The organism is Mycobacterium sp. (assembly GCF_044370595.1).
GTDB lineage: Bacteria > Actinomycetota > Actinomycetes > Mycobacteriales > Mycobacteriaceae > Mycobacterium.
This window is the reverse complement of record NZ_JBILVF010000021.1, coordinates 19,792-39,039: the sequence shown is the minus strand read 5'-3', so window position 1 is coordinate 39,039 and position 19,248 is coordinate 19,792. Positions and strand designations below refer to the sequence as shown.

General features: G+C 67.7%; 21 protein-coding genes. 7 read left to right on the top strand and 14 right to left on the bottom strand.

Annotated elements, in window-relative coordinates:
• The first annotated feature begins 4 nt into the window (after nucleotides 1–4).
• Nucleotides 5–127 (top strand): QcrA and Rieske domain-containing protein, encoded by a 123-nt coding sequence (locus tag ADBZ5N_RS05235; protein WP_526256427.1) that lies wholly within the window; start codon nucleotides 5–7, stop codon nucleotides 125–127.
• Between the two features lie 4 nt (nucleotides 128–131).
• Here the strand turns inward: ADBZ5N_RS05235 and ADBZ5N_RS05230 are convergent, their stop codons facing one another.
• From ADBZ5N_RS05230 to dxr, 5 genes are all read right to left on the bottom strand, one after another.
• The gene (locus ADBZ5N_RS05230) at nucleotides 132–1,943 is read right to left on the bottom strand and encodes a penicillin-binding transpeptidase domain-containing protein (protein ID WP_526256422.1); all 1,812 of its coding nucleotides are present in this window, start codon (nucleotides 1,941–1,943) and stop codon (nucleotides 132–134) included.
• Nucleotides 1,944–2,017: 74 nt separating this feature from the next.
• On the bottom strand, nucleotides 2,018–2,872 hold the full coding sequence (locus ADBZ5N_RS05225) for a GNAT family N-acetyltransferase (RefSeq protein ID WP_526256421.1): 855 nt from the start codon (nucleotides 2,870–2,872) through the stop codon (nucleotides 2,018–2,020).
• Between the two features lie 44 nt (nucleotides 2,873–2,916).
• A complete protein-coding gene (gene ispG / locus ADBZ5N_RS05220) occupies nucleotides 2,917–4,086 on the bottom strand; it encodes a flavodoxin-dependent (E)-4-hydroxy-3-methylbut-2-enyl-diphosphate synthase (RefSeq protein ID WP_526256420.1) in 1,170 nt (389 codons plus the stop codon).
• Between the two features lie 11 nt (nucleotides 4,087–4,097).
• Nucleotides 4,098–5,339: a M50 family metallopeptidase gene (locus tag ADBZ5N_RS05215; protein ID WP_526256419.1), complete on the bottom strand. Its 1,242-nt coding sequence runs from the start codon at nucleotides 5,337–5,339 to the stop codon at nucleotides 4,098–4,100.
• Nucleotides 5,336–6,517 carry a 1-deoxy-D-xylulose-5-phosphate reductoisomerase gene (gene dxr, locus ADBZ5N_RS05210; RefSeq protein ID WP_526256418.1) on the bottom strand — a complete coding sequence of 394 codons (1,182 nt, stop codon included), beginning with the start codon at nucleotides 6,515–6,517 and terminating at the stop codon, nucleotides 5,336–5,338. The genes ADBZ5N_RS05215 and dxr overlap by 4 nt, the downstream gene beginning before the upstream one ends.
• Nucleotides 6,518–6,689: 172 nt before the next feature.
• Between dxr and ADBZ5N_RS05205 the strand changes: the two genes are divergently transcribed.
• From ADBZ5N_RS05205 to ADBZ5N_RS05190, 4 genes are all read left to right on the top strand, one after another.
• Nucleotides 6,690–7,454 (top strand): fasciclin domain-containing protein, encoded by a 765-nt coding sequence (locus ADBZ5N_RS05205; RefSeq protein ID WP_526256417.1) that lies wholly within the window; start codon nucleotides 6,690–6,692, stop codon nucleotides 7,452–7,454.
• Between the two features lie 191 nt (nucleotides 7,455–7,645).
• Entirely contained in the window at nucleotides 7,646–8,161 is a 516-nt protein-coding gene (locus tag ADBZ5N_RS05200; RefSeq protein WP_526256426.1) for a fasciclin domain-containing protein, read from the top strand.
• Nucleotides 8,162–8,277: 116 nt separating this feature from the next.
• Nucleotides 8,278–9,621: a cryptochrome/photolyase family protein gene (locus ADBZ5N_RS05195; RefSeq protein WP_526256416.1), complete on the top strand. Its 1,344-nt coding sequence runs from the start codon at nucleotides 8,278–8,280 to the stop codon at nucleotides 9,619–9,621.
• Nucleotides 9,622–9,692: 71 nt separating this feature from the next.
• Entirely contained in the window at nucleotides 9,693–9,947 is a 255-nt protein-coding gene (locus ADBZ5N_RS05190; protein WP_526256415.1) for a DUF2631 domain-containing protein, read from the top strand.
• On the opposite strand, the gene rlmN is transcribed toward ADBZ5N_RS05190, so the two are convergent.
• Genes rlmN through pyrH form a run of 4 tightly spaced genes read right to left on the bottom strand, consistent with a single transcriptional unit; the run spans nucleotide 9,944 to nucleotide 13,289 of the window.
• Complete coding sequence (gene rlmN, locus ADBZ5N_RS05185) at nucleotides 9,944–11,047, bottom strand: dual-specificity RNA methyltransferase RlmN (RefSeq protein WP_526256414.1); 1,104 nt, start codon at nucleotides 11,045–11,047, stop codon at nucleotides 9,944–9,946. The genes ADBZ5N_RS05190 and rlmN overlap by 4 nt on opposite strands.
• 10 nt (nucleotides 11,048–11,057) lie before the next feature.
• Entirely contained in the window at nucleotides 11,058–11,906 is an 849-nt protein-coding gene (locus ADBZ5N_RS05180; RefSeq protein ID WP_526256413.1) for a phosphatidate cytidylyltransferase, read from the bottom strand.
• Between the two features lie 22 nt (nucleotides 11,907–11,928).
• Nucleotides 11,929–12,486, bottom strand: a complete 558-nt coding sequence (frr, locus tag ADBZ5N_RS05175; protein ID WP_526256412.1) for a ribosome recycling factor — start codon at nucleotides 12,484–12,486, stop codon at nucleotides 11,929–11,931.
• Nucleotides 12,487–12,545: 59 nt separating this feature from the next.
• Nucleotides 12,546–13,289: a UMP kinase gene (gene pyrH / locus ADBZ5N_RS05170; protein ID WP_526256411.1), complete on the bottom strand. Its 744-nt coding sequence runs from the start codon at nucleotides 13,287–13,289 to the stop codon at nucleotides 12,546–12,548.
• 183 nt (nucleotides 13,290–13,472) lie between these two features.
• Here pyrH and ADBZ5N_RS05165 point away from each other — a divergent pair, with 183 nt between their 5' ends.
• Nucleotides 13,473–14,117, top strand: a complete 645-nt coding sequence (locus tag ADBZ5N_RS05165; RefSeq protein WP_526256410.1) for a TetR family transcriptional regulator — start codon at nucleotides 13,473–13,475, stop codon at nucleotides 14,115–14,117.
• On the opposite strand, the gene ADBZ5N_RS05160 is transcribed toward ADBZ5N_RS05165, so the two are convergent.
• Genes ADBZ5N_RS05160 through rpsB form a run of 3 tightly spaced genes read right to left on the bottom strand, consistent with a single transcriptional unit; the run spans nucleotide 14,099 to nucleotide 17,261 of the window.
• A complete protein-coding gene (locus tag ADBZ5N_RS05160) occupies nucleotides 14,099–15,529 on the bottom strand; it encodes an amidase (protein ID WP_526256409.1) in 1,431 nt (476 codons plus the stop codon). The genes ADBZ5N_RS05165 and ADBZ5N_RS05160 overlap by 19 nt on opposite strands.
• 24 nt (nucleotides 15,530–15,553) lie before the next feature.
• On the bottom strand, nucleotides 15,554–16,381 hold the full coding sequence (gene tsf, locus ADBZ5N_RS05155; protein WP_526256408.1) for a translation elongation factor Ts: 828 nt from the start codon (nucleotides 16,379–16,381) through the stop codon (nucleotides 15,554–15,556).
• Between the two features lies 1 nt (nucleotide 16,382).
• Nucleotides 16,383–17,261 (bottom strand): 30S ribosomal protein S2, encoded by an 879-nt coding sequence (rpsB, locus tag ADBZ5N_RS05150; protein ID WP_526256407.1) that lies wholly within the window; start codon nucleotides 17,259–17,261, stop codon nucleotides 16,383–16,385.
• Between the two features lie 277 nt (nucleotides 17,262–17,538).
• Here rpsB and ADBZ5N_RS05145 point away from each other — a divergent pair, with 277 nt between their 5' ends.
• Nucleotides 17,539–18,024, top strand: a complete 486-nt coding sequence (locus tag ADBZ5N_RS05145; RefSeq protein WP_526256406.1) for a M23 family metallopeptidase — start codon at nucleotides 17,539–17,541, stop codon at nucleotides 18,022–18,024.
• 3 nt (nucleotides 18,025–18,027) lie between these two features.
• Here ADBZ5N_RS05145 and ADBZ5N_RS05140 read toward each other — a convergent pair whose 3' ends face one another.
• Both ADBZ5N_RS05140 and ADBZ5N_RS05135 read right to left on the bottom strand, forming a co-directional pair.
• Nucleotides 18,028–18,942 carry a tyrosine recombinase gene (locus ADBZ5N_RS05140; protein ID WP_526256425.1) on the bottom strand — a complete coding sequence of 305 codons (915 nt, stop codon included), beginning with the start codon at nucleotides 18,940–18,942 and terminating at the stop codon, nucleotides 18,028–18,030.
• Between the two features lie 111 nt (nucleotides 18,943–19,053).
• On the bottom strand, nucleotides 19,054–19,236 hold the full coding sequence (locus tag ADBZ5N_RS05135) for a DUF8730 family Cys-rich protein (protein ID WP_526256405.1): 183 nt from the start codon (nucleotides 19,234–19,236) through the stop codon (nucleotides 19,054–19,056).
• Between the last annotated feature and the right edge of the window lie 12 nt (nucleotides 19,237–19,248).

The window sequence follows — 19,248 nt, the reverse complement described above, 5'->3', positions numbered from 1 at the left end:
GGGAATCGAATGCCCCTGCCACGGAAGCAAATTCGACTTCGACGGTGCAGTGGCCCGAGGTCCGGCGACCCGACCGCTGACAGCTCGCCCGGTCACCGTCCGCGGCACGGAGATCGTCGCCGGCTAACTCACTAGGCCAGGAAGTCCGGCGGGAGTTCCTCCAGCATCTGCCGGACCATCCGTACCGCATAGGAGGAACTGCCGCCGCCGACGATGAGGCCGGCAAAGGCCAGATCCCCGCGATACCCGGTGAACCAGGCGTGTGATCCGCCCTGGAACTCGGCCTCTCCGGTCTTGCCGTAGACCTCGCCGAGTCCGTTGATCTCCTTGGCTGTGCCGTTGGTCACAACCTGTCGCATCATCGAACGCAGCCCGTCGAGGACGGCCGGTTCGGCCGGCGGATGCGCGCCGGTCTCAACGGTGGGCCGCCCGGCGATCAGGAACGGCGTCGGCGTTCTTCCGGCCGCCACCGTGGCCGCCGCCAGCGCCATCCCGAAGGGGGTGACCAGCACCCGGCCCTGGCCGAACCCGTCTTCGGTCATCTCAGCGAGGTCCACCGTCGGCGGCACCGTGCCGGTGACGGTGGTCAGACCCTCGATGGTGTAGTCCGGGCCGATCCCGTACTGCGCGGCGGCCACCGTGAGCGACGTCGGCGTCATCCGGCTGGCCAACTCGGCGAAGGTGGTGTTGCAGGAGTCGGCGAAGGCCCGGGCGAGCGGCACCGTCCCGAGGTCGAACTTGTTGTAGTTCGGGATGACGCGGTGCCCGATCTCGATTTGGCCGGGGCAGCCCACCAGGCTGTTGGGGGTGGCCATACCGGCCGACATCGCCGCCCCGGCGGTGACGATCTTGAACGTCGATCCGGGTGGGTACAGGCCGGTGGTCGCAGCCGGTCCGTCGGCGTCGGCGGCCGCGTTCTGGGCGACCGCGAGGATCTCACCGGTGGAGGGCTTGATGACCACCAGCATGGCCTTGCGCCACGCCGCGTCGACCGCGTGCTGAGCGGCGTTTTGCACCAGCCGGTCCAGAGTCAGTGACACCGACGGCGCGGGCTTGGGCGCAACCTCGGTGAGCACGTCGACATCGGCGCTGTTCTGGTTGACGCTGACCACCCGCCAGCCGGGCTCGCCGTCCAACTCGTCGATGACGGCTTTCTTGACCTCGTTGACGACAGCGGGTGCGAAATCACGGTCGGTGGGGAGCATTTCGGCCTGCGGGGTGACCACGACACCCGGCAGGGCGTCGAGCACACCCGCCACCTTGTCGTGGTCGGAGGGTCGCAGCGTGATCAAGTCCAGCGGACCGGGCAATGCGCTGGCCTGCTCGGCGAGCCGTTGCGGGTTGAGGGTGTTGTCGAACTGCCGCAGGACGTCAACGACGACCCGCGCGGTGGACATCAGATTGCCGGCGGCCCGGGTGGCGTCGAGTTGGTAGCGGTACAGGCTGCCCGGGACCAGAACCTCGGAGCCGCCCAACTCGTTGACCGTCGCCCGCCGTGGCGGGTCGGCCCGCAGTTCAAGGGTCTGGTTCTCCCCCAGGCGCGGGTGCAGGGCGCTGGCTGTCCAGCGCACCCGCCAGGCGCCCTCATCGCGGATCATGTTGAGCACGCCGTCGTAGGTCCAGGTTCGGTTCTTGGGGAGTTCCCAGGTGAAGCGGTAGTTCACGCTGCCGGTGTCCTCGGTGAACCGCGACCCCAGGATGGTGGCGTCCAGCTTGGTGGCCTGCAGCCGCGACCAGGCCTCGTTGAGCGCCGCATGGGCCTCGGTGGGCCGATCACTGCGCGCCGCCGCCCCGCCGGTGTCGCCGCGGCCGAGATCAGCGAGGAATTGCGCAGCGGCCGGTGCCGGGCCTGCCTGTCGGGGCGTGCATCCCGACAGCACCCCGGAGACCACCACCGCCGCGGCGACAGTGAATCCTGTGACTCTTGATACCAATGTGGCCATTGAGGCTGATGTTATGAGCCTGAGACCCGGATTGCCCGCAGGCGCGCAGAGGAGGTCGAGGGTTGGGGAGCGGGTCAGTCGAGCAGCACGGTGGCGAAGGTGCCCACCTCGCGGAAACCCACCCGGGCGTAGGCGGCCCGGGCGACGGTGTTGTAGCTGTTGACGTACAGGCTGGCGGTCCGGCCGGTCTGGACCACCGCGGCCGCCACCGCGGCGGTTCCGGCCGTCCCGAGCCCGCGGCCGCGCGACTCCGGATGAACCCACACACCCTGGATCTGCCCGACCATCGGGGACTGCGAGCCGATCTCTGCCTTGAACACCACCCGGCCGTGTTCGAAGCGGGCGAAGGCCCGCCCGGCGGCGATGAGATTGGCCACCCGGCGGCGGTAACCGCGACCGCCGTCGCCGGCCCGCGGGTCGACACCGACTTCGCCGATGAACATGTCGACCGCGGCGACGAGGTAGGCGTCCAACTCGTCGACCCGGACCCGACGCACCCCCCGGTCGATGACCGACCGTGGTCGCGATGCCAGCGCCATCAACGGCTGACGGTCCCGGACGTCGCGGGCCGGCCCCCAGCCCCGCTCCAGCCAACCCCACATCGGCATGACCAGTTCGGCCCGGCCGACTACCGAGGAGCACCGCCGCGGGGTGCTCAGCGCCTGCTCGGCGAACGCCCGCAGATCGGCCGGCGCGCCGCGCAGCGGAATGAGATTGGCACCGGCGTAACACAGCGCGTCCTGCACCCGTTGCCGTGTCCACAACTCGCCCCCGATGGCGATCGGGTCCACCCCGTGATCGCTGACCCGCGCCGCCACCATGCAGGAGCTGACGGGATCCGCGGCCAGTACCCGGGATACCGCACCGGAGTCGCGGGTCACCGACACTCGGCGCCCGTCGACCGGGTGGAACAGTGACGGAGCCGACATGAGGGATCCTTCTGCGGATGCGGGCCCGTGGGTGGGTTAACTCATCAGCTTACGGTCACGACCGGCGATCCACCCGAAGCCGCATCCGTGCCGTGTTCATCGACTTTCATCTCGGCGGCCAGCCGAAGCGCCTCCTCGATGAGCGTTTCGACGATCTGGGCCTCAGGCACGGTTTTGATCACCTCGCCCCTGACGAAGATCTGGCCCTTGCCGTTGCCCGATGCCACCCCGAGGTCGGCTTCCCGCGCCTCCCCCGGACCGTTGACCACGCAGCCCATCACCGCCACCCGCAGCGGCACGTCGAGGCCCTCCAGACCCGCGGTGACTTCATTGGCCAGGGTGTAGACGTCGACCTGAGCCCGCCCGCACGACGGACAGGACACGATCTCCAGTCCGCGGGGACGCAGGTTCAGCGACTCCAGGATCTGGTTGCCGACCTTGACTTCCTCGACCGGCGGCGCCGACAGCGACACCCGGATGGTGTCGCCGATGCCCTCGGAGAGCAGCGCGCCGAACGCAACCGCCGACTTGATGGTCCCCTGGAACGCCGGACCGGCCTCAGTCACACCCAGATGCAGGGGGTAGTCGCACTTTTCGGCCAGCAGGCGGTAGGCGGCCACCATGATGACGGGGTCGTTGTGCTTGACACTGATCTTGATGTCGCCGAAGCCGTGGTCTTCGAACAGCGAGGCCTCCCAGAGCGCGGATTCAACCAACGCCTCCGGGGTGGCTTTGCCGTACTTCTCCATGAAACGCTTGTCCAGGGATCCGGCGTTTACGCCGATGCGGATCGGAATCCCCGCCGCCCCGGCCGCTTTGGCCACTTCAGCCACCCGGCCGTCGAACTCCTTGATATTGCCGGGGTTCACCCGCACCCCGGCGCATCCGGCATCGATGGCGGCGAAGATGTACTTAGGCTGGAAGTGGATGTCGGCTACCACCGGGATCTGGCTCTTCTTGGCGATGACAGCCAGTGCGTCGGCATCCTCCTGGCGCGGGCAGGCGACCCGGACGATGTCGCACCCCGAGGTGGTCAGTTCGGCGATCTGCTGCAGGGTCGAATTGATGTCGTGGGTCTTGGTGGTACACATCGACTGAACCGAGATCGGATAGTCACTGCCCACTCCAACGTCGCGCAGCTTGATCTGGCGGGTCTTGCGCCGCGGCGCGAGCACCGGGGGCGGGGCGGGCGGCATTCCCAAGCCAACAGACATCAGCGAATCTCCTACTGGAACAGGCGGATTGGGTTTACCAGGTCCGCGGTGACGGTGAGTGCCATGTAGCCGACCACAACGACGAGGATCACGTAGGTGGCCGGCATCAGCTTCCCGTAGTCCACCGGTCCGGCCGGCACGAGTCCGCGCGCCGCGCGAACCATATTGCGCAGCTTCTCGTAGAGCGCCACCGCGATGTGGCCGCCGTCGAACGGAAGCAGCGGCACCAGGTTGATGGCGCCGAGCACGAAGTTGAGCTGGGCGAGGAAGAACCAGAAGGCCACCCACAGCCCGGCGTCGACGGTGTCGCCGCCGATGATGCTGGCGCCGACGACGCTGATCGGAGTCTCCGGATCGCGCTCGCCGCCGCCGATGGCGTGCACCAGCGCGCCGATCTTAGAAGGGATTTTCGCCAGCGACTTGCCGATCTCCACCGCCAGGTCGCCGGTGAAGGCAACGGTCGCCGGAACCGCTGAGAGCGGGTTGTGCTGGGTGGGACCGAACTGCGCTGCGGTGATGCCGATGGCCCCTACGTTGGAGGGTCCGGTGGATTCGCCACCGCCGGCCGGGGGCACCCATCGCTTGGTGGTGGCGACGTCGACGACGGCGTCCACGGTGCTGGTCGTGCCGTCGACGGTGCGCTCGATCACGAACGGCGTTGGCCCGCTGGCCTTCTGCACCGCGGCCACCATCTCGGCGAAGGTGCTCACCTCAGTGGAGCCCACCTTGACCACGACGTCGCCGGACTTGATGCCCGCGGCCGCGGCCGGCCCGGACCCCTGGCAGTCGCCGAGTTCGCCCCGGATGACTTCGGCCTTGACACAGCTGGTTTCGCCCACCATCGCGGTGGTCGGCGGACGCAGATTGGGCAGGCCCCACACCACGGCGATCCCGTAGATCAGCACCAGGCCGATCAGGAAGTTCATCGCCGGGCCGGCGAACAGCACCGCCACCCGCTTCCAGGTCTTCTGCTTATACATCGCATACGGCCGGTCTTCGGGGGGCAATTCCTCGACGGCGGTCATCCCGGCGATATCGCAAAACCCACCCAGCGGGACCGCTTTGATGCCGTACTCGGTGGAGCCGAGCTTGTTGGGCCGCCGGGTGGACCACAGCGTCGGGCCGAAGCCGACGAAGTAGCGGCGCACCTTCATCCCGGTGGCCCGGGCCACCCACATGTGGCCGCATTCGTGCAACGCCACCGACACCAGGATGGCGAGCGCGAACAGCACGATTCCGAGCGCGAACATCATCGGTTCGAAGCGACCTCCTGTGCGGCGACGTCAATGGCGTCGCGGGCACGTTGCCGGGCCCATCGCTGGGCGTCGAGTACGTCCTCTACGGTAGCCGGTTGCGCGGTCCACTGATCGGCGGCGCCCAGCACGTCAGCGATTGTTCCCACGATCGCCGGGAACCGGATACGCCCGGCCAGGAAGGCCTCTGCCGCCTCCTCATTGGCCGCGTTGTACACCGCGGTCAGACACCCGCCGGCCTCGCCGGCCTGCCGGGCCAGGTCGACGGCGGGGAACACCGCCGCGTCGACAGGCTCGAACTCCCAGCTGGAAGCGGTGCTGAAATCGCAGGCCACGGCGGCGCCGGGCACCCGCGCCGGCCAGCCCAGCGCCAGCGAGATCGGCAGCTTCATATCCGGCGGGCTGGCCTGGGCGATGGTCGAGCCGTCGACGAAGGTCGCCATCGAGTGCACGATCGACTGCGGGTGCACCACCACGTCGATGCGGTCGTAGGGAATGCCGAACAACAGGTGTGTCTCGATCAACTCCAGTCCTTTGTTGACCAGCGACGCCGAGTTCAGCGTGTTCATCGGGCCCATATTCCAGGTCGGGTGGGCCCCGGCCTGCTGCGGAGTCACCGACCTCAACTCCTCGGCCGTCCATCCGCGGAAGGGGCCGCCCGAGGCGGTCAGCACCAACCGCGCCACCTCCTCGGCGGTGCCGGACCGCAGGCACTGGGCCAGCGCCGAATGCTCGGAGTCCACCGGCACGATCTGACCCGGGCGGGCGGCTTTGAGCACCAGCGGGCCGCCCGCTACCAAAGACTCCTTATTGGCCAGGGCCAGCCGGGCACCGGTGGACAGGGCGGCCAGGGTGGGCTCCAGACCCAGCGCGCCGACCAGCGCGTTGAGCACCACGTCGACGCCGCTGTGTTCGGCGGCGTCGTACACCAGTCGGGTCGCGGCATCAGGGCCGGTGTAGGCGACTTCGCCGACGCGCTCGGCGGCTCTAGGGTCGGTCACTGCGACGCGGCTGACCCCGGTCTCGGCGCGCTGGCGCGCCAGCAGGTCCGGATTACCGCCGCCAGCCGCCAACCCGACGACTTCGAAACGGTCGGGGTTGGCCGCGATGACTTCCAGCGCCTGGGTGCCGATCGAGCCGGTACTACCGAGGACCACCACACGCACGCGGGAATTCACCGGTTCATTGTGCCGTGCAGAGCGGGGTAGACTCCTGAGGGCTGACCAATGGCGTTTTTGTGGATTCTGTGATCGCTGTCACAATCGCCCATCCGGCAGTCACCCGGTACCGAACACACTGCGTGGCCGTGAATACGCTTCGGCCGCGTTACCGGAGGGAACAAGGAGAAACATGACCATCAATCGTTCCGTGCTCGTTGCTGCAGGTCTTGCTGCCGCCACCGCACTCACCCTGTCGGCCTGCTCGACGACCAAGGAAGCAGTCGACTCGGCCACCTCGGCGGCCTCGTCCGCAGGCTCGGCAGCCTCGTCAGCGGCCTCGTCAGCAGGCTCGGCGGCGTCGTCGGCAATGACGTCGGCCACCTCGGCCATGTCGTCAGCAGCAGCGGCACCCGCCGGACTGGTCGGCGCGGGTTGCGCCGGCTACGCCAAAGAGGTGCCCACCGGCCCCGGCTCGGTGGAAGGCCTCGCCAAGGACCCGGTCGCAACCGCCGCGGGCAACAGCCCGGTGCTGACCACCCTGGCCGGCGCGCTGTCGGGCAAGCTCAATCCGAATGTCAACCTGGTCGAGACGCTCAACAGCGGTGAGTTCACCGTTTTCGCCCCGACCGACGAGGCCTTCGCCAAGGTCGACGCTGCCACGATCGACAAGCTCAAGACCGATGCGGACCTGCTGACTTCGGTCCTCACCTACCACGTGGTCTCCGGTCCGGGGGCTAATCCGACGGCGGTCGTCGGGGACCACAAGACGGTCCAGGGTGAATCCCTGAAGGTCACTGGCACCGGCGACGCGTTGAAGGTCAATGACGCCGGTGTTGTCTGCGGCGGGATCAAGACGGCCAACGCCACCCTGTATCTCATCGACACTGTGCTGATGCCGCCTGCGGCACCGGCACAGCCCACCAGCGCCGCGCCGACTACGACCGCGACGCCGTAGCCGCAGGCCACCAGTTCCGATGCGGAGCCGCCTGTGCCACCCCGCACAGGCGGCTTCGCGTCCTTGGAGCCTGCTCGGACTTCTTCAACAGCGCGTCTCGTTTGGGACGCGTCAATCGAAAGGACATCATGAAGAACACTAAGAGAACTGCCGTTATGGCCGCGGCATCCGCCGCCAGCTTCGCGCTGATCATGGCCCCGGTCGCCGCGGCCGATGTGCACCTGGTCGGACCCGGCTGCGCCGGTTATGCCCAGCAGGTGCCGACCGGCCCCGGCTCGGTCGGCGAACTTGCCAAGGTCCCGGTGGCCACCGCCGCGGCCAACAGCCCGGTGCTCACCACCCTGGCCGCTGCGCTGTCTGGCGGACTGAACCCTCAGGTGAATCTCGTCGACACCCTCAACGGCGGTCAGTTCACCGTCTTCGCCCCGACCAACGACGCGTTCGCCAAGATCGACGCCGCCACCCTTGACAAGCTCAAGACCGACGCCGCCCTGCTGACGTCGATCCTGACCTATCACGTGGTGCCCGGACAGGCCGGCCCGGACCAGGTCGTGGGCACCCACAAGACCGTCAACGGCGCCGACCTCACGGTGGGCGGCAGCGGTGACCACCTGACGGTCAACAACGCCAACGTCGTGTGCGGTGGCATCACGGCCACCAACGCCACGATCTACCTGATCGACTCGGTGCTGCTGCCTCCCGCCTAATCGTCGAGGCGCGGCACTTCCTGGGCCGGCCACGGCGGCGTGCTTCTCCTTCACGCCGCCGCGGTCGGCCCTTCTTCTGCCTGGCGTGGGCAGTCACCGCCCGGCAGCATAGGGGCGTGCCTAACGTCTTGTGGTTTCGCCGCGACCTTCGCCTCCGCGACCTGCCGACCCTGCTGGAAGCCGCCGACGGCTCCGATGTGCTGGCCTGCTTCGTCCTGGATCCCCGTCTGGAGGCCGCCGCCGGCCCACGCCGACTGCAGTTCCTCGGGGACTGCCTGCGCGAACTGGACGCCGAACTCGACGGCCGGTTGCTGATCAGCCGCGGCCGCCCGGAGGAACTGATCCCGCAGATCTGCGCCACGGCCGGCGCCACCGCGGTGCACATCTCCGCAGACTTCAGCCCGTTCGGGGTGCGCCGCGACGCCGCGGTGCGGGAAAGCCTTGCCGCCCAGGGAATCCCGGTTGTCGCCACCGGTTCGCCCTACCTGGTCTCACCCGGCCGGGTCACCAAGGACGACGGCAGCCCGTACAAAGTGTTCACCCCCTTTTTCCGGCGCTGGCGCGAAGTGGGTTGGCGCAGTCCGGCCCAGTCCGGGCCGGAGGGAGTCAGGTGGGTCGCCCCCTCCGCTGTGAGAGGTCTGCCGGACCGGGTGGATGCCCCCCATCCGGGCGCGGTACTGGAACTCCCAGCCGGTGAAACGGCGGCCCGGCAGCGGTGGGCCGAATTCCGCGCGGCGGGGTTGGACGGCTACGCCGGTGACCGCGACCGACCCGACAAGCCGGGCACCAGCAGGATGTCGGCGCACCTGAAATTCGGCACGATTCACCCCCGGACCATGGCGGCCGACCTCGACCCCGCGACGTCGGGGGACGGCGCGTACCTCCGGGAGTTGGCGTTCCGGGATTTCTACGCCTCGGTGCTGCACCAGTGGCCGGCCAGTGCCTGGCGCAACTGGAACCCGTCGTTCGACACGATCGAGGTCGACACCGGCCCGCCTGCACTGGCCATGTTCGAGGCGTGGAAACAGGGCCGCACCGGTTACCCGATCGTCGACGCCGGGATGCGCCAACTGCTGCACAGCGGGTTCATGCACAACCGGGTGCGGATGATCGTGGCCTCATTCCTGGTCAAGGACTTGCATCTGCCGTGGCAATGGGGCGCACGCTGGTTCATGGAGCAACTGGTCGACGCCGACGTCGCCAGCAACCAGCACGGCTGGCAGTGGAGCGCCGGAACCGGCACCGACGCGGCACCGTACTTCCGGGTGTTCAACCCCACCGCGCAGGGCGAGAAATTCGATCCAGGCGGTGACTACGTGCGCCGGTGGGTCCCGGAACTGGCTGACGCCCCCGACCCGCACCGGCTCAAAGGCGGCCGGCCCGCCGACTATCCCGACCCGATAGTGGACCACGCCGCCGAACGCACCGAGGCGTTGCGGCGCTACGGGCTGATCAGGTGAGGCGGAAGGATCGCCACCGTTGCCGTCGGGGGATGTGCCAGAATGACGGCAGTTGCGAAGGAGGAGCGGCCATGGCCAACACCGAGGTAGAGCGTTACTCGGACGTCGATCCCGCCGACATACCGTCAGCGGAGTGGGGCTGGAGCAAGATTCACTACGGCGCCTGGTATGGCCTGGGCATCTTCATCGCCGTGTTCCTGCTGGGCATGATGCACGGCAACCACGTCGGCCACATCGAGAACTGGTGGCTGATCGCCTTCGCGGTCGGGATCGTGTTCGTCATCGTGCGCGACTACATCATGCGCAAAAAGGGACTGCTGCGCTAAGCCTCTGCGGCCAGCTGTCCGCACGCCGCGGCGATCTCCCGCCCGCGGGTGTCCCGGACCGTGCAGGACACCCCTTGGGTGCGCACCCGCCGGACGAACTCCCGCTCGACCGGCTTCGAGCTGGCATCCCACTGGCTGCCCGGAGTCGGGTTGAGCGGAATAAGGTTGACGTGCGCCAGCGGGCCGAGCGCGCGGTGCAGTTTCTTGCCCAGTAGATCAGCGCGCCAGGGCTGGTCGTTGACATCGCGGATCAGCGCGTACTCGATGGAGACCCGTCGGCCAGTCAGCTGTCCGTAGTAGCGCGCCGCGTCGAGGACTTCGGCAACCGGCCACCGGTTGTTCACCGGCACCAGAGTGTCGCGCAATTCGTCATCGGGGGTGTGTAGCGACAGCGCCAGTGTCACGCCGAGGCGCTCATCGGCCAACTTGCGGATCGCTGGCGCCAGTCCGACCGTGGACACCGTCACTGAGCGCGCCGAGATGCCGAACCCGTCCGGCGGGGCGGCGATGATGCGACTCACGGCAGCCACCACGCGGGAGTAGTTCGCCAACGGCTCACCCATCCCCATGAAGACGACGTTGGACAACCGGTCATTGAACTCATCGCGCAGCGTGGCCGCCGCGGCCCGCACCTGCTCAAGGATCTCGGCGGTGCTGAGGTTGCGGGTCAGCCCGCTCTGCCCGGTGGCGCAGAACGGGCAGGCCATCCCGCAGCCGGCCTGTGAGGAGATGCAGACCGTGTTGCGGTTCGGGTAGCGCATCATCACCGACTCGAAGGTGGCTCCCCCGGGATTGCCTGGGTGGCTGCGCCACAACGTCTTTCGGGTGTCACCGCCGTCGCATTCGACCTGCCGGACCACCGATAGCAGCGGCGGAAACAGCGCTTTGGACACCACGTCTCGGACCTCGCCCGGCAGGTCGGTCATCTGCTGCGGGTCGACGACCAACCGTCCGTAGTACTGCGCGGCCAACTGTTTGGCGCGGAACTTCGACAGGCCCAGTTCGGCCACCGCGGCGGTCCGTTCGGCGGCGTCGAGGTCGGCGAAGTGGCGGGGCGGTAGACCTCGGAGCGGTGCGTCGAAGACCAGTTCCTGCTTCACGGGTCCAGTATCAGGCAAGGAGCGACAACACGATCCAGGTCGCCACCGCCGAAGGCAGCGCGCCGTCGATGCGGTCCATCAGTCCACCGTGGCCGGGCAGCAGTGTTCCCATGTCCTTGATGCCCAGATCCCGTTTGAACTGTGATTCGACCAGGTCGCCTAGGGTGGCGGTGATCACCAGCATGATGCCCAGGGGTACCCCCACCCACCACGGTTGGCGCATCAGGAAGACCACCGCCAGCACGGCGACGGCAGTGCCGCACACCAGCGAGCCGGCCAGGCCCTCCCAGGACTTCTTCGGGCTGATCGCCGGCACCATCCGGTGCTTGCCGAACAGCACGCCGGCGGCGTAGCCGCCGATGTCGGAGAACGCCACGACGAGCATGAAGGTGAACACCCGGGCCCAGCCGTCCTCGGGGTAGACCAGCAGCGCGCCGAACGCTGCGAACAACGGAATCCAGGTGGCCAGGAAGATGGTGACGGCAACGTCGCGCAGGTAGTTGACGGGCTGGTTCTGCAGGCCCTGGCTCAGCAGCCGCCAGATCAGACAGACCAGGACCGTTCCGCCGTAGGCTCCCAGCGCGCCGGCCGCGCCGAACGGCCACGTCAGCCAGATCATCGCCTGACCCCCCACCAGCAGTGGGATCAGCGGGATCGAGTAGCCGCCCTCGCGGAGTCGGCGGACCACTTCATGGGTGGCCACGGCCATCGCCACCGACAGGATCACCACCCACCCGCGGGGGGCGAATACCAGGGTGGCGATGACGATGCCGCCCAGCAGGAGACTGACTGCGATGGCGGCCGGCAGGTTGCGGCCCGCACGCGAGGTCTTCGCCGGTGGGGCGTCGGTCTCAGCCATGGTGGGGGTGTCTGCCGGGTCCTCAGACCTCCAGCAGTTCGCCTTCCTTGTGCTTGACCAGTTCGTCGATCTGGTGAACGTACTGCGCAGTGGCCTTGTCGAGGTCCTTTTCCGCCCGGCCGACCTCGTCTTCGCCGGCCTCGCCGTCCTTCTTGATGCGGTGCAGCTCCTCCATCGCCCGGCGACGGATGTTGCGCACCGACACCTTGGCGTCCTCACCCTTGGCTTTGGCTTGTTTCACCAGATCCCGGCGGCGCTCCTCGGTCAGCTGCGGGATGGACACCCGGATGATGTTGCCGTCGTTGGTCGGGTTCACGCCGAGGTCGGAGTTACGGATCGCGTCCTCGATCGGCCGCAACTGGGCAGCCTCGTAGGGCTTGATCACCACCATCCGGGCCTCTGGGACATTGATGCTCGACATCTGTGTGATCGGCGTCGGGGTGCCGTAGTAATCCACGACGACCCGGGCGAACATGCCCGGGTTGGCCCGCCCGGTGCGGATGGAGGACAGATCGTCGCGCGCGACGGACACCGCTTTTTCCATCTTCTCCTCGGCGTCGAACAGAGCCTCGTCGATCATGGGCGCTGTTCCTCCTTGGTCGCTTCGCTTTGCATCGTCGGCGTCATAGCTTCTCCCGTTCAGGTGGTGACGAGTGTTCCGATCTTCTCACCGGCGACCGCTCGGGCGATATTGCCATCTGTCAGCAGGTTGAAAACCAGAATCGGCATTCCGTTGTCCATGCAGAGGCTGAACGCGGTGGCGTCGGCCACTCGCAGTTCCCGTTCGAGTACCTCGCGATGGGTGATTTCGGTCAGCATCGTCGCATCCGGATTTTGGCGGGGGTCATCGGTGAACACCCCGTCGACAGCCTTGGCCATCAACACCACCTCGGCGCCGATCTCCAGGGCGCGTTGTGCGGCGGTGGTGTCGGTGGAGAAGTACGGCAGGCCCATACCGGCGCCGAAGATGACCACCCGGCCCTTCTCCAGGTGGCGGCGCGCCCGCAGCGGCAGATAAGGCTCAGCCACCTGACCCATGGTGATGGCGGTCTGGACTCGGGTCACAATGCCTTCCTTCTCCAGAAAGTCCTGCAGCGCCAGGCTATTCATGACCGTGCCCAGCATGCCCATGTAGTCCGAACGAGTGCGTTCCATTCCGCGCTGCTGCAGTTGCGCCCCGCGGAAGAAGTTCCCGCCGCCGATCACCACCGCGACCTCAACGCCACCGCGCACCACCTCGGCGATCTGGCGGGCGACCTGGGCCACCACATCGGGATCCAGACCCACCGAACCGCCGCCGAACATCTCGCCGCCGAGTTTGAGCAGCACCCGCGAATACTTCCGCCGCTCTGCCCCGGCGCCGTTCGTCGTGGGCTCGCCCATCGGACTCCTTCGAATTCGGCATTCGGCATGATTCCGCCGTCAGAGGCACGACTCCCAACGGCGCCCCCTAATCCTGCCCGATGCGCGCAGACAGCCAACACAGAGTCTCCGACTGCCCGTGTATCCGGGCGGGCGGGGCTAGGATCGGCGGACACGGGTGGGTGCAGGCGAAAGGAGGGGCACATGGCCCTGCAGGCTCGAGCCGAGGCAACTCGGCGCAGGATCTTGGACTCGGCGGTCGACTTATTCGGCGAACTCGGCTACGGCGAAACAGGTTTGGCCGACGTACTGCAGCGAGCTGGGGTGAGCAAAGGCGCTTTCTACTACCACTTCGATTCCAAAGAAGGTGTGGCGACGGCGATCATCGAGGAGTTCTCCGAGAAAATCCAGCAATCGGCGCGCAACATGTTCGATCCGGCAGCACCTGACCTCGGCGGCGTGATCCGGTCCACCTTTCAGTCGGCGGCCATCCTGGCATCGGACGACAACGCACGGGTCGGACACGAACTGTTGCAGGCTCTCAAGCAGATCAGCAGCGCGGCCTCCCAGACCTACTCCCGATGGACCGACGATTTCGTCGATATCATCGCCCGCGCGATCGGGCCATGGGCCACCGATCGCGGAATCGACGCCACCGACGCCGCCGAAGCGATCTGGATGGGGATTCTGGGCTGTCAACTGTTGTCGTCGGCACTGGCCGACAACCAATTCGCGCGACTTAACCGGTCCTGGAAAGTGTTGTTACACATGCTGGCGCCGCCCGGCGAGGTGGCCACCTACATCGGGATCGTCGACGACGCCGCCGCCAGTTATTCTGCGACGGTGTAGTTGTTGATCCGCGGCCACGGTTTGGCCGCTTCCAACTCATAGGCGAGTTCGAGCAGCCTGCGATCCTGACCGATCGGCGCGCTGAACATCATCCCGACCGGAAGGCCCGCCGCCGACTGTGCCAGCGGCAGTGAAATCGCCGGTTCACCGGTGGCGTTCTGCAGTGGTGTGAACGCCACCCATTCGACCAGGCGATCGATGATCTGCTGATAGTCCGACGTCGGGTCGAGGTGGCCGATCATCGGTGTTCCCTCCGCCAGGGTGGGGGTCAGCAGAACGTCGTAGTCCTGGTAAAACCTGGCGGTCACCCGTCGCAGCCGGCGCAGCCGGGTGATCGCTACCGGAAGGCGGTGCAGATTGCGGGTGGCGTGGCGGTCCAGGCCCAAGGTGAGATTGTCCAGCCGAGTCCGGTCGAAACTGGGACCGAATGTGCGGCGCCCGGTGCGGACCAGCGTCATTGCCAGCGACGACCAGTACAGCAGGAAATCGTCGGCGAAGGACTCCGGGATCGGGTTGCTGTCCAGGTAGCTGACGCGGTGGCCCAGATCCTGCAGCAGCGCCGCGGTCTTCAGCGTGTGGTCGCGCACCTCCGGGCTGGAGTCGCGGTTCACCGAACGGGTGACGACGGCGATCCGCAGCCGATCCCGGCCAGGTCCGGTGACCGCGCCGATCGGGGTGAGCGAACGGTTCCGAAAGATCCGTTCGGCCTCCCGGTAGAACGCGGCGGTGTCGCGTACGGACCGGGTCAGCACGCCGTCGCTGACGATGCGGACCGGCATCTGGCGGGACAGCTTGTCCTGCGGTAGCCGGCCGCGGGACGGTTTGAGCCCCACCAGACCGTTGCAGGCTGCGGGGATGCGGATGGAGCCGCCGCCGTCATTGGCATGCGCGATCGGCACCACTCCGGCGGCGACGAACGCGCCAGATCCCGACGAGGAAGCTCCGGCGGTGTAATCGGTGTCCCACGGGTTTCGGACCGCCCCGATCCGGGGGTGCTCCGCCGAGGCACTGAAGCCGAATTCCGACAGCTGAGTCTTCCCCAGCGGTACCAACCCGGTGCCCAGGAAGAACCGGGCGAAGTCGCCGTGTTCGGGCAGCGCCCGCGGCGCCCAGGCGTCGGTGCCCTGCATGGTGGGCATGCCTTCGACGTCGACGTTGTCCTTGAAGAACGTCGGCACGCCGTCGAAGTACCCACCGTGGGACGCCGACGCTCGGGCCCGGCAGGTTTCCCGGGCTTGCCGGAAGTTCTCATGCGCCAGTCCGTTGAGGACGGGGTTGACCGCTTCGGTGCGGGCGATCGCCGCCTCGATCAGTTCGGACGCTGAGACCTTGCCGGTACGGATCGCGTCGACCATCCCGACGGCGTCCCGGTCGCCGAGCGCATCGTCACCGAAGGCGTTGACGTGTCGCATGGTCGCTGGGTTCGGCTCCGGCGGTCAGGCCTGGCCGACCTCAAAACGGGCGAATCGGGTGACGGTGACGCCGGCCTCATCAAGCAGCGCCTTGACCGTCTTCTTGTTGTCGGCCACCGACGGCTGATCGAGCAGCACGACGTCCTTGAAGAAGCCGGTGATCCGGCCTTCGACGATCTTGGGCAGCGCCTGCTCCGGCTTGCCCTCGTTTTTGGCGGTCTCCTCGGCGATGCGCCGCTCGTTGGCGACAACGTCCTCGGGCACCTCGTCGCGAGTGAGGTATTTGGCCTTCAGCGCGGCGATCTGCAAGGCGACGGAGTGTGCCGCGGCAGCGCCTTTCTCGGCCTCACCGGCCTCGAACTCCACCAACACCCCGACCGCCGGCGGCAGGTCGGCGGCCCGCTTGTGCAGATAGGCCTCCACGTTTCCGTCGAAGTACTGCACGCGGCGCAGTTCGAGCTTCTCGCCGATCTTCGCCGACAGTTCGGCGATGGCCTGCTCGACGGTCTTGTCGCCGACGCTGGCGGCCTTGAGCGCCTCCACGTCGTTGGTCTTGGCGGCCAGTGCGGCCCCCAGGATCTGGTCGGCGAGCTGCTGGAATTCGGCGTTCTTGGCGACGAAGTCGGTCTCGGAGTTCAGCTCGATGAGCGCGCCGTCACGGGCGGCGACCAGTCCCTCGGCGGTGGCCCGCTCGGCGCGCTTGCCGACATCCTTGGCGCCCTTGATACGCAGCGCCTCAACGGCCTTGTCGAAGTCGCCGTCGCTGTCGGACAGCGCGTTCTTGCAATCCAGCATTCCCGCGCCGGTGAGCTCCCGGAGACGCTTGACGTCTGCGGCGGTGTAGTTAGCCATGTCAGCCTTCCGTGACGGTGATGGACTCGGGGGTCGACTCGGGGGTCGACTCAGGGGTCGACTCAGGGGTCGACTCGGTGGGGACCGGTCCAGCCTGGGTGGGCGCGGAGTCGATGGCGGCGCTGGCGAGCAGTTCCTGCTCCCACTCGGCCAGCGGCTCGGCCGCGGTCTCGGTCTCCGAACGGCCGGCACCACCGCGGGCCTGCAGACCCTCGGCGACCGCGGAGGCGACGACCTTGGTCAGCAGCGCCGCGGAGCGGATGGCGTCGTCGTTACCCGGGATCGGGTAGTCGACCACGTCGGGATCACAGTTGGTGTCGAGAATGGCGATGACCGGGATGCCCAACTTGCGGGCCTCACCGACGGCGATGTGCTCCTTGTTGGTGTCGACGACCCACACCGCCGACGGAACCTTCTGCATGTCGCGGATACCGCCGAGGCTGCGCTCAAGCTTGTTCTTCTCGCGGGTCAGCATCAGAATCTCCTTCTTGGTGCGACCCTCGAACCCGCCGGTCTGCTCCATGGCCTCAAGTTCCTTGAGCCGCTGCAGACGCTTGTGGACGGTGGAGAAGTTGGTGAGCATGCCGCCCAGCCAGCGCTGGTTGACATACGGCATCCCGACCCGGGTGGCCTCTTCGGCGATGGATTCCTGGGCTTGCTTCTTGGTGCCGACGAACATGACCGAGCCGCCGTGAGCGACGGTCTCCTTGACGAATTCGTAGGCCTTGTCGATGTAGGTCAGTGTCTGCTGAAGGTCGATGATGTAGATGCCGTTGCGGTCGGTGAAGATGAACCGCTTCATCTTGGGATTCCAGCGCCGGGTCTGATGCCCGAAGTGGGTGCCGCTGTCGAGCAGCTGCTTCATGGTTACAACAGCCATGTCGGCTATGTCCTCTTAGGTTGTCGGTTGTCGTCCGGCGACAGGGTGAAGCCGGACCCTGGCACCTGCGCGCATACCAACCCGCAGGACGGGACCAACTGGCATGCGCGGGCGAGTGCTCCCCGGAAACCAACCGGGGGCGACACAGCCGAACAGGCGCGCGAAGTCAATCCGCTCACGCGGATTGCGTTGCTGAGTTTACACACAGCCGGCTGCTGATCCCCAACCGGCGACGGACCGGCGGCCCCGCTGGCCCGGACCGCGGTGAACTGGGCGAATGCGTGGGATCGCGATGCTGATCGGGTTGCTGGTGTGCACACCGCCCTGTTGGGCCGACGTCGGGAGGTTTCAGTGGCCGCTGCAGCCGGCCACGGTGACCCGGACCTTCGACGCACCGGCGCCGGACTGGCAGCGCGGACACCGCGGAGTCGACCTGGCCGGTGCGCCCGGTCAGGCTGTGTACGCCGCGGGCCCGGGGACGGTGGTCTACGCCGGATCACTGGCGGGGCGGCCGGTGATCTCGATCGAGCATGCCGGGGGCCTGCGCACCAGCTACGAGCCGGTCCAGGCTTCGGTACGAGCCGGGCAGCAGGTCGAGGCCACCACCGGCATCGGTCGGTTGCTCCCCGGGCATCCGGGGTGTCCGGCGGCGGCCTGCCTGCACTGGGGCGCCTATCGGGGACCGGCTCAGCAGGCCCGCTACGTCGACCCGTTGGGACTGTTGGCGAGCACCCCGGTGCGGCTCAAGCCGCTGGCGGGATGACCCTCACGCCCGAGGGTGGGCCTGGTCGTGCACCGCCCGCAACCGGGCCACCGTGACGTGGGTATAGAGCTGGGTGGTCGCCAGGGTGGAATGGCCGAGGAGTTCTTGCACCACTCGCAGGTCGGCCCCACCTTCAAGCAGATGGGTGGCCGCGCTGTGGCGCAGCCCGTGCGGCCCGATGTCGGGGGCACCCTGCACAGCCGACATGGTCTGGTGTACCACGGTGCGGGCCTGCCGCGGGTCGAGCCGACGCCCGCGCGGGCCCAGCAGTAACGCCGGCCCGGACTCGCCCGTGGTCAGGGCGGGACGGCCATCGGCCAACCAATCAGCCAACGCCGCGCTTGCAGGCCGGCCAAACGGAACAGTGCGCTGCTTATTGCCCTTGCCCAGCACCCGCAGCAGCCTGCGGCCGGTGTCGATGTCGTCGATATCCAGACCGCACAGTTCGCTGACCCGGATCCCGGTGGCGTAGAGCAGTTCCACGATGAGCTTGTCGCGCAGTGCGAGCGGATCGCGCTGCTGTGCGCCGAGATCGGCGGCGGCCATCGCGGCCAGCGCCTGATCCTGACGCAGAACCGACGGCAGGGTACGGCGCGCCTTGGGAAGCTGCAGTCGGACTGCGGGGTCGGTCGTCAGCATGCCCCGGCGGGCGGCCCAGGCGGTGAACGTCTTGACCGCCGACGTGCGCCGGGCGAGGGTGGTGCGGGCGGCGCCGGCGGCGGCCTGGGCGGCCAGCCATGCTCGCAGCATGGGCAGGTCCAGGGCATCAAGTCCAGCCCCGGGGGCGCGCTCACCGAGGAAGGTGAACAGCGAGCGCAGGTCGGTCAGATAGGCCCGGCGGGTGTGCTCGGAGCGGCCGCGCTCGAGGGCGAGGTGCTCGGCGTACTCCTCGAGGATCGCCTGATGTCCCTGGGTTATAGGGCCGTGGGTTTCCTGCACACCCCCACGGTGGCAGACGACACCGCGCCGGCCCCCATCTGATTTCGGCGTGTCCGGGCACGGTTGGGGATCGAAAAAGGCGTCCCGTCGTCAGCCCTGCTTCTTCCAGAACTTCCAACCACGCCGGGGCGCCGGGGCGACCAACTCATCGCCGGAGTGGTTGCCGCCGCACCACTGGCTGGCCGGGACGCTGCGCTTGACCATCTCGACGTGATTGCCGCAGCCCGACCAGGTGGTCCTTCCGCAGACACGGCATTGGACGGCACGACACATAGCGCACTCCTT